Here is a 14,079-nt window from a genome sequence, read left to right as displayed (position 1 = left end):
ACCCAGATGCATAAAGGTGGGCTTCAGAAATTCCAAGCCCGTCGCAAAACGCAATCAGACAGCCCCGAGGGAAGATATGCCATATCGCGCGCCAATCTCTGATTATGAATTCCTGTTCCGTCACGCGGTCGGCTTTGACGAAATCGCGGCAACCGAGAAGTTTTCTTCCGCCAGCGAAGATGTGGTTGGGGCAATCCTGACCGAAGCTGGCAAGCTCTGCGAAGAGGTCCTGGCCCCGCTGCAACGTCCCGGCGATCTTGAACCTGCGCGGTTGGAAAACGGCGTGATGCGGACCTCGCCCGGATTCGCGGACGGTTGGAAGGCAATCGCCGATGGCGGCTGGATCGGTATGAGCGGCGACCCTGAGTTTGGTGGTATGGGTCTGCCGATGACCCTGACCACGGCCGTTAACGAGATGATGTCGGCGGCCTGCCTGTCGCTACAGGTTGCCCCCCTGATGACACAGGGCCAGGTCGAAGCGCTGGAACACCACGCCAGCGACGAGATCAAAGCGCTCTATCTGCCCAAGATGATGGCGGGGGAATGGTCGGGGACCATGAACCTGACCGAACCGCAGGCCGGATCGGATGTTGGCGCGTTGACGTCCAAAGCCGTGCCCAACGGGGATGGTACCTACGCGATCACGGGGCAGAAGATTTATATCTCGTGGGGCGACAATGATTTTGCAGAGAATATCTGCCATCTGGTTCTGGCGCGCTTGCCCGACAGTGTTCCCGGAACCAAAGGGATATCCCTGTTCCTGGTTCCGAAGTTCCTGCCGGATGAGGCGGGAAACCCCGGTATTGCCAATGATCTGAAAGTCGTTTCGATCGAGCATAAGATGGGCCTGCACGGCTCTCCCACCTGTGTCATGCAGTATGACGGTGCCAAGGGGTGGCTGATTGGTCGGGAGCACGGAGGAATGGCCGCGATGTTCACCATGATGAACAACGCGCGTCTGGGTGTCGGCGGTCAGGGCGTTGGCTGTGCCGAAGGTGCATATCAGCACGCGCTGGCCTATGCGCTGGAACGCAAGCAGGGCAAGACGCCGTCGGGTACGATCATTGACCATGCGGACGTGCGCCGGATGCTGATGAGCATGCGCGCTGATACATTCGCCGCGCGCGCTATCATGCTGGCCAACGCCGCGGCAATCGACATGGGCAACGCCACCGGCGACCCCGAGTGGATCGCCCGTGCCGCTCTGCTGACACCGATCAGCAAAGCTTTTGGAACCGAGACTGGCATGCGCGTATCTGAAACCGGTGTGCAGGTGCATGGGGGCATGGGCTTCATCGAAGAGACCGGTGCGGCGCAATACTATCGCGATGTCCGCGTCACCGCGATTTACGAGGGTACAAACGGCATTCAGGCCATGGACCTCGTCGCGCGCAAGATGATGGATGGTGGCGATGCGGCCTCACGCCTGCTGGACGAGATCGAGGATCATGCCGAGCAGGCCCGTGCGACCATGCCCGAACTGGCCGGTCCCGTTTGGGAGGCGACAGAAAGCCTGCGTGAAACGACTGAATGGATGGTCGCACAGTCAGACCTGAATGCCCGCTTTGCTGGCGCTGTGCCATATCTGCGTGCTTTTGCGCGTGTTCTTGGCGCACACTACCATCTGAAAGCTGCTTTGGCGCAGCCTGACGGCCCACAGTTCAAACTGGCGCGGTTTTATATCAACGCGCTGTTGCCCGAGTTTTCAGGCTTGCTGGGTCAGGCCCAAACCGGGGCGGATGATGTGTTTGCTCTGAGTGCTGAGGAGTTTTTGACGTAATGGACGGCGATACTCCTTTGGCGATCAGATATCCTTGGCCCGAACCTCCGGCGGAAGGCGAGGCGATCGAAGTCGCCGACGGCGTTCTGTGGATGCGGCTGCCGCTGCCCATGGCACTGGACCACGTCAATATCTATGCGCTGGATGATGGTGACGGCTGGACCGTCATCGATACGGGCATGTCGTCGAACAAAACCCGGCGTATTTGGGAAGCGCTGATGGCGGGTCCGCTGTCGGGTAAGCCGATCAAGCGCGTGGTGGTGACGCACCATCACCCCGACCATGTGGGCAACGCGGGCTGGTTCCAGTCGGAACATGGCGCCGAGCTGATAACCTCGCGCACGTCATGGCTGTTTTCGCGCATGCTTCAGCTGGATGTTCAGGAAAGCTGGCCGCAGGAAACGCTGGATTATTACCGCAGTGCGGGTATGGCACCCGACATTCTGGCCAAGCGGATGGCCGAGCGGCCGTTCAATTATTGCGATACGGTTTACCCGATGCCACTGGGCTTTACCCGGATCAAGCAAGGCAGCGTGATCCGCATGGGCGGGCGCGACTGGGACGTCCACATGGGTAACGGTCACGCCCCCGAACACGCCACATTCTGGAGCCGCGACGACAACCTCGTGATCACTGGCGACCAGATTCTCAGCTCGATCAGCCCCAATCTGGGGGTCTATGTCACCGAACCACTGGCGGACCCGGTTGCAGAATGGCTTGAGGCCTGTGAAAGGCTGATGGGCCTGGCACAACCCGATCATCTGGCGCTGGGCGGGCACAAGTTGCCGTTCAAAGGACTACCCATTCGGATGAAACAGCTGATCGACAATCACCATGGCGCGCTGAATCGGTTGCAGGACTATCTGGACACGCCCAAAACGGCCGCAGAATGCTTTGTCCCCTTGTTCAAGCGTCAGATCGGCTCGGGTGAGTATGGCCTGGCCCTGGTCGAAGCGGTTGCACATCTGAACCATCTTTACCACATTGGAACCGTCACCCGGACGAGCCGCGCGGACGGGGCGTGGGAGTTTCAGCGCAAAGGGTAAAGCCATGCAGGATCAGATCGAAACATCGGCCGAAGCCGCCGAAGCTGCGGCACTGCCCCGCTGTTACGAAGTGCATGCCAACCCCGAGGCCGAGTCGGGCAACAAGGATTTGCCCGGCCAGCTGCAGAAACCGGTTGAGACCAAAAGCCCGGCGCAATGGGCCTATGAGCGGCTGATCCTGTACATCCAGAACTTCGAAAAGACGCTGACCGGCGACCAAGAGGTCGCGATGGGCTTCACTGGTGGGGACGCAGGCGTCATGCGGATCGAGGGAATGGGGTATTTTGATCCCGACATCATCACCTTCTACGGGTCCGACGCGACTGGGGCGCGGACCCAATTGGTGCAGCATATCAGTCAGCTGAACGTCATGTTGCGGGCCCTGCCCAAATCGGTCGAGGACAAGCCCGCCAACCGCATCGGCTTCCGATTGGCCGCGGATCTGGAAGAAAGCTGACCGCCTGACTTGCAATTCACGTCTGCGCAGCCTTGAATGAGTTCATCTTCAAGGGGGCGTTCGCGCGTGACTCATTTCTCAGCTGTTTCAACTGCGTACAAAGGCGCATGGGCGCGCCGACGCGTGTTTGTTCCCATCTATTTCGTGGTGCGCTTGCTGCTGGTCGCACTGATCGCGCCCGGGGTGGCCATCATTGTGAACCTGGCGGTGCGGTTGTCCAACCAAACCGCGCTGACAGATCAGGCCATCGCTGCGTTCATTCTGTCACCGGCAGGTTTCATCGCCGCCGTCGCCGTGCTCAGCCTGTTTTTGCTGGCCGAGGTCTTTGTTTTCTCGGTCATGGCGGGTTCCTTGCGGATGGGAGAGTCCGACCCGTGGCGCGCCGGCAGTTCAGCCATTGGTCTTATCTTGTCGCGCCTGCCTGCGCTGTTCGGCTTTGCCGTTCGGTTTGTGCTGCGGGTTCTCGTGCTGATCGTGCCATTTGCAGCCGTGTCCGCGCTGATCGCGTGGTGGACGCTGACGGAATTTGACATCAACTATTACCTGACCTTCCAACCGCCATCGTTTTGGCTGGCTGTGGTAATGATCGGCGCGGTTGTGCTGGTCATGGCTTGGGTTTTGATCCGCCGTCTTTCGGCCTGGGCCCTGTCACTGCATTTGGTGCTGTTTGAAGGCGTCCATCCGGGACATGCGTTCAACGTCAGCGCCAACCGGATGGAGGGCAAGCGCGGGCGCCTCAAGATAGAACTGGCTGTATGGCTGGGGATGCGCCTAGTCATTGCGGCGCTGATCGCTTGGGTGTCCGGGCTTCTGTTCGCGCTGGTCCCCCTGCAAGGGGCCGCGAACCTGCGCCTGGCGCTAATCTACAGCTTGGGTGTCGCCGGTATCTGGTCACTGGCCGGTTTGGTTCTGGCGGCAACGGCACTTGGCGCGCTTGCCGTTTTGCTGGACGGGTTCTTCGAGATCGAGACATCTGAGCCGCCCCATCCTGAACCCGGCAGCCTGCGCGTGCCGTTGTTGGCGGCAGTTGGCGCGGCAGCCGTCGCCGTGTTTATCGGGCTGTGGTTTGGACAGTACCTGTTGGAACGCGTCCAAGCCCCAGACCGGGCCGAGGTAATAGGCCATCGCGGTGCAGCTGCGCTGCGGCCCGAAAACACCATGGCGTCGGTTATGAAGGCGATCGAGGACGGGGCCGACTGGGTTGAAATCGATGTTCAGGAATCCGCGGACGATGTGGTGATCGTCGCCCATGACAGCGACTTCATGAAATTGGCTGGCGTTGACCTAAAGGTCTGGGATGCAACGATGGAGGATATCGCCCAGATCGATATCGGCAGTTGGTTCGGCCCAGAATACGCAGAAGAACGCACGCCAACGCTGCGCGAGGTTCTGGAGGCCGCAAAAGGCAAGGCCAAGGTCATCATTGAACTGAAGTACTACGGTCACGATGTCGATCTGGAAAACCGCGTCGCCGCCATTGTCGAAGAACTTGGTATGCAAGACGATATCGCCACGATGTCGCTGAAGTACCCGGCCGTACAAAAGATGAAATCCATCCGGCCCGAGTGGCGGGCGGGGGTCCTGGCGGCGACCGCCGTGGGCGATCTGTCGGGACTAGAGGGTGATTTTGTTGCCGTGAATGCAGCGATTGCAACACCCGGATTGGTGAATTCAGTGCATGCGGCGGGCAAGGATATCTATGTTTGGACGGTTAATGATCCGCTGCAGATGTCAGCCATGGCGTCGATGGGGGTGGACGGCTTGATCACCGACCGGCCCGCGATGGCAAACGAAGTGCTGCGCGTGCGGGCAGAAATGGGCCCGGGCGAACGTTTGATGCTGTGGCTGGCCACAACCTTCGGCATGTCCGTTGATACTCAGGCGATGCGCGATGAAAGCCCTTAGTCTGGCGGCGGTCCTTGCTCTGACTGCTGCATCGGCGATGGCGCAGGATGTCATGCGCACGTTTGAATTGCCCGCTCATCGTGCGCTTATGGCGCAAAGGGGCGGTGCCGAATTGTCGCCGTTTGAGACCGATGGATGCTCGGGCGGGTTGTCGACCAGCTGGCGTTTTGTGGCTGATACGTTTCCCAGTTTTCGTGCACTTTATGAGGCGCATCCACCGTGGGAGTATTGCTGTGTCGCCCATGACCGCGCCTATCACCACGCGGGTGGTGCCCTTCGGGCCGAAGACAGCTATACGGCGCGTCTGTCTGCCGATGACACCTTGCGCGCCTGCGTCAGCCAGCACGGCGCAGACCATGCCGATGAATACGCCGAACGGTACGACATGACGCCCGAGCAGATTCGCACCGCTCATTCCGTCACGGCAGAGGCGATGTTCGCAGCCGTTCGTTTTGGCGGCGGGCCTTGTTCGGGGCTGCCGTGGCGATGGGGGTTTGGGTATCCCGGATGCTCGGTGTTCGCACCTTTGACGCCTGCGCGCGAATGACGTGGTGACAGGCCTCGGATTTTCGATTATCCAACATCTCAAACACGCGAATTGGGAATCTGAGACACATGGCTGAACACAAGCACGGCGAAATGGACATCACTGTTCAAACCAAAACCTTTGATGGCTTCATCAAAGCGACCACCTGGTGTGTGGTTGCCATCGCCTTCCTTTGCCTGTTCCTGGCGGTTTTCGCCTCTTAATCCAAGAAACGGGGTCGACCGTGATCAGGATTTTGTGTGCCTGCCTTCTGGCAGCAACCGTTGCGGGCTGCGCTGGGTCGCAGCGACCACAGGCGGACTTGGCTGAAGTAGCGGCGCGGTCCTACCGGGATCCGGGGCCGTCGACCCTGACTCTTTACACGATGATCAGCACACGGACAGGGTCGGGTGCGCACACGTCGCTGATGATCAGCGGCAGTGAGCGGGTGATCTTTGATCCTGCGGGCTCGTTCCGGGCGGATGTGGTGCCGATCAAGGATGATGTGCTGTACGGTATCACTCCGAATGTCGAGCGCGCCTATCGCAGCAGCCACGCACGTGAGACACACTACGCACGTATCCAGACGATCGAGGTGTCGCCCCAACAGGCCGAGATCGCGTTGCAGTTGGCAAAACAATCAGGCCCGGTGGCCGGTGCATTCTGCGCCAATTCGACTGCGCAACTGTTGCAGCAGGTGCCGGGTTTCGAGCAGATCAAGACAACGTTTTACCCTGTCAAATTGTCCGAACAGTTTGGCGAGTTGCCGGGTGTGCAAACGGCTGAATATCGTGAAAACGACGATGCGGACCTGCAAAAGGGTCTGGCTTTCAACAACGAACGTCTGAACCAGCTGGAAACGACCTCAGCCCAGTAGATACAGAAGACTGTACAATGTACCCGCGCCCGAAAAGATCGCGGCAATTACGTTTTTGGTGAACAAGCCAACGGTAACCGCGACGGCTGCCGCTGCCATGCGCGGGATATCGGGTTGGCCGCCCGTCGCCGTCGGCCAGACGACCAACGGGGCGATCAGGGCGGGAATGATGGCCACGGCGGTATAGCGCAGATGGCGCAGCAGCCACGGCGGCATCGGGCGGTCGCCAACCAAACCGATGAAGACGAACCGCAAGGCGTAGCTGCCGATTGCAAGCCCGACGATGATCGTCCAGATAGTGACGGGATCCGGCTGGGTCACGCGTTGACCTTTCTGCGTTCAGCAATCACTTCGGCCTGCGCCCCTGCAATCATGCCAGCGCAACCTGCGATCAGCAGACCCAGATTGAATGGAATTCCTACTGTCAGCAGCGAGACGATAATGGCCACCAGCGCAGCCACAACATGTGGGAAGGTGCGCATCATCGGTCCGATCATGGCCAGAAACGTGATCGGCAAGGCAAAATCCAATGCCCAGCTTTCCGGGATTCGCGTACCCAATACCGCCCCGAGGTAAGTTGCCAGTATCCAAAGCGGTGTAATGGGCGTGACCGAACCCACAAAATACGCCATGCGCTGGGGAACGGTCATGTTCGGCTCTTTCTCAAACTGATCGATCGAGCTTGCGTAAGACTGGTCAACAGTCAGATAAGCTGCGCAGGCCCTTTGCCACATCGGCGCAGCACCCAGATAAGGCGTCAACGAGGCGGAATACATCGCCATCCGCAGGTTCACCGCCAGGGCAGAAATCAGGATAATCGCAGTCGGGGTCTGGTCCTGCAGCAATTGCAATGCGGCGAACTGGGCTGCCCCCGCAAACACGGTCGACGTGAAGGCCATCGTCTGGACGATGTTCAGGCCAGCCTCGGTCGCAAACACGCCGAACAGGGTACCAAAGGGAATCGCCACAAAGATAAACGGAGTTCCGTCTCGAAAACCCTTCCAGAAGTATGACTTGGATGTGGTGTCTGCCATGGCTAAATCCTATGGTGTTGACCGCAGCAGTAGCGGTCTTGGGAAAGGGTTGCAATTGGCCACGGAACAGAACCTGTCAGACTACATCATCGCCCCCGATCCCGGCGCGCCGCGATTGACCCGCGCCGTTGAGGGCGTGGACCAGAATGGCGAGGCCAGCCAGATCTCGGTGGTCGAAGAGCGCCCTCTGACCATTTTCCTCAATTCGCAGGAAATCGTGACCGCAATGACGATTGGCGATTATCCGGAATATCTGGCATTGGGCTTCCTGCGCAATCAGGGGATGCTGCTGGCTGACGACCAGATCACACGCGTCGAATACGATGATGATCTGGAAACCGTGGTCGTGCGCACCGCACGCGAGACCTCGTACGAGGACAAGCTGAAGAAAAAGACCCGCACCAGCGGTTGTGCCGTAGGTACGGTGTTTGGCGACATGATGGAGGGGCTGGAGGATGTCCGCCTGCCACAAGTTCAGGTGCGAACCTCTTGGCTGTATGAGCTAGCCGCCAAGATCAACCGGACCCCGTCCCTGTACCTAGAGGCCGGAGCGATCCACGGCACGGTTCTGTGCCGCGAAAACCGCCCTCTGGTCTATATGGAGGATGTGGGCCGCCACAATGCGGTCGACAAAATCGCAGGCTGGATGCTGTCCGAGGGCGAGGTTGCCGAGGATAAGATCCTCTACACCACCGGTCGATTGACCTCGGAGATGGTGATCAAAACGGCAATGATGGGCATTCCCGTGCTTGCGTCTCGGTCAGGTTTCACCGCCTGGGGCGTTGAGATCGCGCGCGAAGTTGGCCTGACCCTGATCGGACGCATGCGGGGGCAGCGGTTCGTGTGTCTGTCGGGCGAGGATCGGCTGGTTCGGGATGTGGACCCGTCAACAGTTCCGGTCGAAGACAAAAAGCACAAAAGGAAAAGCTCGCAGGCCTGATTTCCTGCCGCCTGTAGTCGATCCGAAAAAGTTCTGCGAATTCCGATGGATATGCTCTAAGCTGGGCCGATAAGGGTTTTGGCCTTCCGAGTACGCTATGGAGCTGATCAATCTCATTGCGCCGGTCTTTGCGGTGATCCTGACCGGGTATGCGTTTTCCTGGACGAGCTTGCTGAGCAAGGAGACATCCGACGCACTGGTGCAGTTTGCCGTCTATGTCCTGATTCCGGCCATCATGTTCTACCTGATCGGGCAGGAAGAGTTCGCGAACCTTCTGAACTATGGCTTCTACATCTCTTACGGTGGAACCTTGCTGGCGCTGTTTGCCGTTTTGTTTCTGGGGCTCAAGACAGTAGTTGGGTTCCAAGTGGGCTCGGCAACCGTGGCTGCTTTTGCAGGTGTGGCGTCGAACACGGCGTTGGTTGCCCTGCCGATCCTGCACGCGATCTTTGGGTCCAAGGGGGCGTTGCCAGCCGTTCTGGCAAACCTTGTCGTCGCGATCTTGTTGTTGGTGATGACAACCGTTCTGCAAAGCTCGGCGGGGCACAAAGCAAATACCAAAACGCCAATCTACAAGATCCTGTTGAACGTCCTGAAGAACCCCATCATTGCCGCAACCCTTGTGGGGGTGGTGTATTCCTTTACTGGTATCGGTTTTTCGGACGCCGTTTCCGACTATTTGGAACTTCTCAGTCAGGCCTTGGCCGCGGTGGCGCTGTTTGCAATCGGGTTCACGACCAGCGTTCGGACCATTGTTCAGACGGGGCCGCTGATCCTGTCTCTGACGGTCGTCAAACTGATCGTGGCACCGGGTCTTGTCCTGTTGGCGGCGCATCTTGTTGGTCTTGATCCGCTCTGGACCATCGCGGCGACCATTTCCGCAGCTGTGCCCACGGCCAAAAACATCTTTCTCTTGGCCAAGCACTACGATCAGGAACCGCAACTTGCCGCGCATATCGTGTCAGCGACATCCTTTCTGGCGGTTGGCACATTGATCATGTGGCTGTTTGTCTTGCACCATATGTATCCAACGGCGTTCCAATTGAACTGAGTTCAATCTACAACGTGTCCAATAACGGATCACTTCGGTGAAAGCAGTAAGGTGCGGCAATGAACACCCCTTTGGGCGTAATCCTCGCAGGCGGTCTGGCCACTCGGATGGGGGGTGGTGACAAGGGCTTGCTGACCATCGGCGGGCAAAGCCTGTTGTCTCATGTGATCGCCCGTTTGACACCGCAAGTGGGCGGTCTAGCGCTGAACGCAAATGGTGATCCCGAACGATTTGCCGATCTGAACCTGCCCGTCCTGCCCGATACGATCGAAGGGTTTGCTGGCCCCCTGGCCGGAGTTCTGGCGGGCCTAGACTGGGCCGCAGAGCAGGGGGCTGACAGTATCGTCACCGCTGCAGCCGATACACCGTTCTTTCCGCGCGATCTGGTCGAAAGGCTGGTCGCAGCGTCAGACGGCCAAACGCATCCACTTGTCCTGGCAACTACGCGGCGAACCGGGGACGAAGCTTTGAAATCGGGCGGCGGCAAGCGAGTGAACCGGCATCCGACTTTTGGACTGTGGCCCGTGGCTTTGCGCGATGATCTGCGCGAGGCTCTCAACGGTGGGTTGCGCAAGGTTGTGTTGTGGACCGACAAGCATGACGGGCGCGAGGCCCTGTTCCCCGCTGAACCGTTTGATCCCTTCTTTAACGTCAACACGCCTGACGATTTGACGCGGGCACAACAGCTGCTGGAGCATGTATGAGGGTCTACGGCGTCACCGGTTGGAAAAACGCCGGAAAGACTGGGTTGATGGAGCGGTTGGTGACTGAGATCACGGCGCGCGGATTCACCGTTTCGACGGTAAAACATGCCCATCATGCGGTGGATGTGGATCAGCCGGGCACGGACAGTTATCGCCATCGCGAAGCAGGCGCGTCCGAGGTGTTGTTGGCCTCTGGTAAACGTGTCGCGGTGATGCAGGAGCTGCGCGGCGCGCCCGAACCGCCTTTGGCCGATTTGCTGACCCGCTTGTCCCCGGTTGATCTGGTGTTGATCGAAGGGTTCAAACGGGAAAACCATCCCAAAGTCGAGGCCTTTCGCGCCGAAGCAGGTAATCCGTTGATGGCGCAAGAGAACAGCACGATACGCGCCGTTGCCAGCGACACACCGCTGAAATTGGACGTCCCCGTTATTGATCTGAACGACACTGCTGCGGTTGCTGCGTTCATCTTGCAGGAGGTCGGGTTATGACGCCGCCGAACATCTCTCCGCCACCGCTGCGAAACGACTGTTTTGCCTTGCCAGCCGGGGTGAACTGGACGCCTGTGGACGACGCGCTGGGCCTGTTGCAGGACCGGCTTTCTGTAGTGACGGCGGTTGAAACTCTGCCTGTGGAACAAGCCTCGGGGCGTATCCTTGCGCAAGATATTCGCGCGAAACGGTCAAATCCGCCTCAACCGAATACGGCCGTGGATGGTTACGGGTTCTCAGGTGCAGCCCCGGATGGCCCGCAGGTCATGCCCCTGCATCAGGGGCGCGCGGCGGCGGGGATACCGTTTGATGGTGCCGTGCCAAACGGGATGGCATTGCGCGTCTTGACCGGTGCGGCCCTTCCTGCCGGTGTGGACACGGTGATACTGGAAGAAGATGTGACTGTTCAGGATGGTCACATCGCCTTTCACGGCCCGCTGAAACAGGGGGCGAACACTCGCAAAGCCGGTGAGGACGTGGCCGCAGGGGAACTGGTGCTGCCCGCCGGGCGCAGGTTGACACCTGCCGATCTGGCGCTGCTGTCGGCGACCGGGATATCCGATGTGCCATTGCGCAAGGTTCTGCGGGTTGCGGTCCTGTCGACTGGGGATGAGTTGGTCGAGCCCGGGCACACAGCCGGGCCGGGTCAGATTTTCGATGCCAACCGTCCGATGTTGTTGTCGTTGGTCGACCGTCTTGGTTTTCAGCCGGTTGATATGGGGCGGGTGTCAGACAGCCGGGACGATTTGCGCAACCGCTTGGATCAGGCAGCGGAACAGGCAGACGTCATCCTGACCAGCGGTGGCGCATCTGCGGGGGACGAAGACCACGTCTCGGCCCTGTTGCGCGAAGCCGGAGCGATGCAGGAATGGCGCATCGCCTTGAAACCAGGTCGTCCGCTGGCGTTGGGGATGTGGAACAAGACGCCAGTCTTTGGCCTGCCGGGCAACCCTGTTGCTGCCATGGTCTGCACGTTGATCTTTGCCCGCCCGGCGCTTGGCCTGATGGCGGGTGAAGGCTGGTCCGCTCCACAGGGCTTTGACCTGCCTGCGGATTTTGAGAAACGCAAGAAGCCGGGGCGTCGTGAATACCTGCGCGCCCGTGTCCGAGACGGCCGGGTCGAGGTGTTTGCATCGGAAGGGTCGGGCAGGATAAGTGGCCTCAGCTGGGCTGAAGGGCTGGTTGAGATTGGGGATGGCGAACGCCACATCACGCCGGGTGATCTGGTGCGCTTTATTCCCTATGGCAGCTTTGGAATTTGATCAGTCAAAGGTTCCTGCAACACGCCCCAGCAGCATGAATGCCCGTGCAGTGCGTGTGTCGCCCAAGGCGGTCAGGTCCGCATCGCTGGCATCCGGCTCGAACTCGACAATCATGTGATCGAAGCGGCGCAGGAAGTGGTGCGCGGCGTCCCGGAAAATCGGGTCCTGCTTCATCCGGGCCGCTGTCAGCGCCAGCGAGGACCGGTCGCGAATGCCACCCAATGCGGCCACGGCGCGACCACGTGCGCCCTGTGCGAACTGCCGCCAGATTTCTGGCCGGGCCATATCGGGGCGCAGGTCGTCCATGTAGATGCCTTCCTGGCTCAACAAAGTCAGCACATCCTGCGATGCCTGCACCAGTTGTGCGACCTTGCGATCCTGCAGCGCCAGACGAAGGGCATCGAACCCGGCGGCGTCATCCTGTGTTTCAGGGAAGTTCAGAGCGCGGATGAAAATATCCGTTGTCAGAGGCGGCGCAATCTCTTCCGCCGGAGTGCCCAACTCCAACGAGGTTTGGTCGCCGCTTTGGGCCGGTTTGTCACCCCTTGCCGGCTCGGTTCGTTTTGACGAAAACGTCGCCAATGCGGTTTCCGCTTTTTTGGTGGCTTCGGCGATTTCGTCCAGCTTTTTGCTGACGCCCGGTTCTTGAAGGCTGGCGGCACGCTGTTGTTGGATCACATACGCCTGACGGATTGCGTCGATCGCTGTTTGCAGCCGGGCGCTTTCTTCGCGCATGACGCGGCTGGCACGCATCGCGGTGGCCGCGACCCAAATCATCGCGACCGGCATGAACACCGCCAGCAGAGTCACAACGAACCCGCCGCCATCGACCTTGCCGGGCAGGACCAGAAACACGACCGATACGATCAGCCAGACCACGCTCAGGGCAATGGCGACTATCTCGATCTCGGTCACCGAAGGATGCGAAGGCTTGTCGTAGATCCCCAGCGGGGTTGGCCGTTCGGCATCCTGTTCTGGATTGGGCTCTGACATGGTCAAGGCTCCGGTCAGGCGTACTCGATATTCAGAACTTCATATGACCGCACGCCACCGGGCGTGCGCACTTCGACACTGTCGCCTTCTTCTTTGCCGATCAATGCCCGTGCAATGGGCGATTTGATGTTCAGCAGGCCGTTTTCGATGTTGGCTTCGTATTCGCCAACGATCTGCCAGGTCTTTTCCTCGTCGGTGTCTTCGTCCACCAGCGTCACCTTGGCGCCAAACTTGATTGCGCCGGTCAGCTTGGTGGGGTCGATCACATCGGCCAGCGACAGGATGCCTTCCAGCTCTTTTATGCGGCCTTCGATAAAGCCCTGCTTTTCGCGGGCCGAGTGATACTCGGCGTTTTCTTTAAGGTCGCCCAGTTCGCGCGCCGAGGCGATGGCTTCGATGATGGCCGGGCGCTCGACGGACTTGAGGTTCTTAAGCTCCGCCTCGAGCGCGGCATTGCCCGCAGGCGTCATTGGAATTTTTTCCATGTTCTTGTCGTCCACGCATAAATTGTTTCGCCCCGCCGCATGAGACAAGCGTCGGGGCGAAGTGATGGGTCGTCAGATACCTGACCCAAATGAGGCGTGAATTGCAAGAGGGTACGGTCGCGCAACGCGCGGATTACAGCCTAGTCGTAGCTAATCACTTCGAACTCGATGTCATTGTCATCGTTGAAGTAGAAGCGCCGCCCTGGTTCGTAATCCGCATGAGATTTGGGGGTGAACCCGGCATCAATCACTTTCTGCTCGGTGGCATCAATGTCCTCGACCAAAACACCTACGTGGTTCAGCCCGCCGACGATGTCATAGCTGCTTTCGCTTGACGCTTTGGGATCACTGGGTGCGTAAAGCGCCAGGTAAGTGTGCTGGCTGCCGACGTGAACCGTGTAACCACCCGCAATGGCGGGGCCTTCCCATCGTGTTTTCCATCCGAACACCTTTTCCATCCACGCAGCCGAAGCTTGTGGGTCGCGGACGGTGAAATTGGTGTGTTCAAGCGTCGCCATCATGGGATCTCCT

General features: G+C 59.4%; 17 protein-coding genes. 12 read left to right on the top strand and 5 right to left on the bottom strand.

Going from position 1 to position 14,079, the window contains the following annotated elements:
* Window positions 1-76: 76 nt before the first annotated feature.
* From GOV53_RS18255 to GOV53_RS18225, 7 genes are all read left to right on the top strand, one after another.
* Window positions 77-1,780: an acyl-CoA dehydrogenase gene (locus GOV53_RS18255; RefSeq protein ID WP_170469103.1), complete on the top strand. Its 1,704-nt coding sequence runs from the start codon at window positions 77-79 to the stop codon at window positions 1,778-1,780.
* A complete protein-coding gene (locus tag GOV53_RS18250; RefSeq protein WP_170469100.1) occupies window positions 1,780-2,826 on the top strand; it encodes an MBL fold metallo-hydrolase in 1,047 nt (348 codons plus the stop codon). Before GOV53_RS18255 ends, GOV53_RS18250 begins: the two co-directional genes overlap by 1 nt.
* A gap of 4 nt (window positions 2,827-2,830) precedes the next feature.
* A complete protein-coding gene (locus GOV53_RS18245) occupies window positions 2,831-3,283 on the top strand; it encodes a DUF6173 family protein (RefSeq protein ID WP_170469097.1) in 453 nt (150 codons plus the stop codon).
* Window positions 3,284-3,349: 66 nt separating this feature from the next.
* Window positions 3,350-5,188: a glycerophosphodiester phosphodiesterase family protein gene (locus GOV53_RS18240; RefSeq protein WP_170469095.1), complete on the top strand. Its 1,839-nt coding sequence runs from the start codon at window positions 3,350-3,352 to the stop codon at window positions 5,186-5,188.
* Window positions 5,175-5,735 (top strand): hypothetical protein, encoded by a 561-nt coding sequence (locus GOV53_RS18235; protein ID WP_170469093.1) that lies wholly within the window; start codon window positions 5,175-5,177, stop codon window positions 5,733-5,735. Before GOV53_RS18240 ends, GOV53_RS18235 begins: the two co-directional genes overlap by 14 nt.
* 68 nt (window positions 5,736-5,803) lie before the next feature.
* A complete protein-coding gene (locus GOV53_RS18230) occupies window positions 5,804-5,938 on the top strand; it encodes an aa3-type cytochrome c oxidase subunit IV (protein WP_170426976.1) in 135 nt (44 codons plus the stop codon).
* 20 nt (window positions 5,939-5,958) lie between these two features.
* Window positions 5,959-6,591, top strand: a complete 633-nt coding sequence (locus GOV53_RS18225) for a hypothetical protein (RefSeq protein WP_170426977.1) — start codon at window positions 5,959-5,961, stop codon at window positions 6,589-6,591.
* On the opposite strand, the gene GOV53_RS18220 is transcribed toward GOV53_RS18225, so the two are convergent.
* Both GOV53_RS18220 and GOV53_RS18215 read right to left on the bottom strand, forming a co-directional pair.
* Window positions 6,580-6,912, bottom strand: a complete 333-nt coding sequence (locus GOV53_RS18220) for an AzlD domain-containing protein (RefSeq protein WP_170426978.1) — start codon at window positions 6,910-6,912, stop codon at window positions 6,580-6,582. The genes GOV53_RS18225 and GOV53_RS18220 overlap by 12 nt on opposite strands.
* Entirely contained in the window at window positions 6,909-7,625 is a 717-nt protein-coding gene (locus GOV53_RS18215) for an AzlC family ABC transporter permease (protein ID WP_170469090.1), read from the bottom strand. Before GOV53_RS18215 ends, GOV53_RS18220 begins: the two co-directional genes overlap by 4 nt.
* On the opposite strand from GOV53_RS18215, the gene GOV53_RS18210 reads away from it, so the two are divergent.
* The 5 genes from GOV53_RS18210 (at window position 7,624) to GOV53_RS18190 (ending at window position 12,070) form a co-directional block, all read left to right on the top strand.
* Window positions 7,624-8,565: a formate dehydrogenase accessory sulfurtransferase FdhD gene (locus GOV53_RS18210; RefSeq protein WP_254439333.1), complete on the top strand. Its 942-nt coding sequence runs from the start codon at window positions 7,624-7,626 to the stop codon at window positions 8,563-8,565. The genes GOV53_RS18215 and GOV53_RS18210 overlap by 2 nt on opposite strands.
* Before the next feature lie 97 nt (window positions 8,566-8,662).
* Complete coding sequence (locus GOV53_RS18205) at window positions 8,663-9,616, top strand: AEC family transporter (protein WP_170469088.1); 954 nt, start codon at window positions 8,663-8,665, stop codon at window positions 9,614-9,616.
* 59 nt (window positions 9,617-9,675) lie between these two features.
* Window positions 9,676-10,320 carry a molybdenum cofactor guanylyltransferase MobA gene (gene mobA / locus GOV53_RS18200; RefSeq protein ID WP_170469085.1) on the top strand — a complete coding sequence of 215 codons (645 nt, stop codon included), beginning with the start codon at window positions 9,676-9,678 and terminating at the stop codon, window positions 10,318-10,320.
* Window positions 10,317-10,808: a molybdopterin-guanine dinucleotide biosynthesis protein B gene (gene mobB / locus GOV53_RS18195; protein WP_170469082.1), complete on the top strand. Its 492-nt coding sequence runs from the start codon at window positions 10,317-10,319 to the stop codon at window positions 10,806-10,808. Before mobA ends, mobB begins: the two co-directional genes overlap by 4 nt.
* Window positions 10,805-12,070, top strand: a complete 1,266-nt coding sequence (locus tag GOV53_RS18190; protein ID WP_170469079.1) for a molybdopterin-binding protein — start codon at window positions 10,805-10,807, stop codon at window positions 12,068-12,070. Before mobB ends, GOV53_RS18190 begins: the two co-directional genes overlap by 4 nt.
* Here GOV53_RS18190 and GOV53_RS18185 read toward each other — a convergent pair whose 3' ends face one another.
* From GOV53_RS18185 to GOV53_RS18175, 3 genes are all read right to left on the bottom strand, one after another.
* Window positions 12,071-13,063, bottom strand: coding sequence for a hypothetical protein (locus GOV53_RS18185; protein WP_170426984.1), 993 nt, complete (start codon window positions 13,061-13,063; stop codon window positions 12,071-12,073).
* A gap of 14 nt (window positions 13,064-13,077) precedes the next feature.
* Window positions 13,078-13,548 carry a transcription elongation factor GreA gene (greA, locus tag GOV53_RS18180; RefSeq protein WP_170469076.1) on the bottom strand — a complete coding sequence of 157 codons (471 nt, stop codon included), beginning with the start codon at window positions 13,546-13,548 and terminating at the stop codon, window positions 13,078-13,080.
* Between the two features lie 140 nt (window positions 13,549-13,688).
* Entirely contained in the window at window positions 13,689-14,069 is a 381-nt protein-coding gene (locus tag GOV53_RS18175; protein WP_170469073.1) for a VOC family protein, read from the bottom strand.
* Window positions 14,070-14,079 lie beyond the last annotated feature (10 nt).

It is taken from the genome of Ruegeria arenilitoris, assembly GCF_013035315.1.
GTDB lineage: Bacteria > Pseudomonadota > Alphaproteobacteria > Rhodobacterales > Rhodobacteraceae > Ruegeria > Ruegeria arenilitoris_D.
Note: the sequence above shows the minus strand (reverse complement) of the source record. Positions and strands in the feature narration are given on the sequence as shown.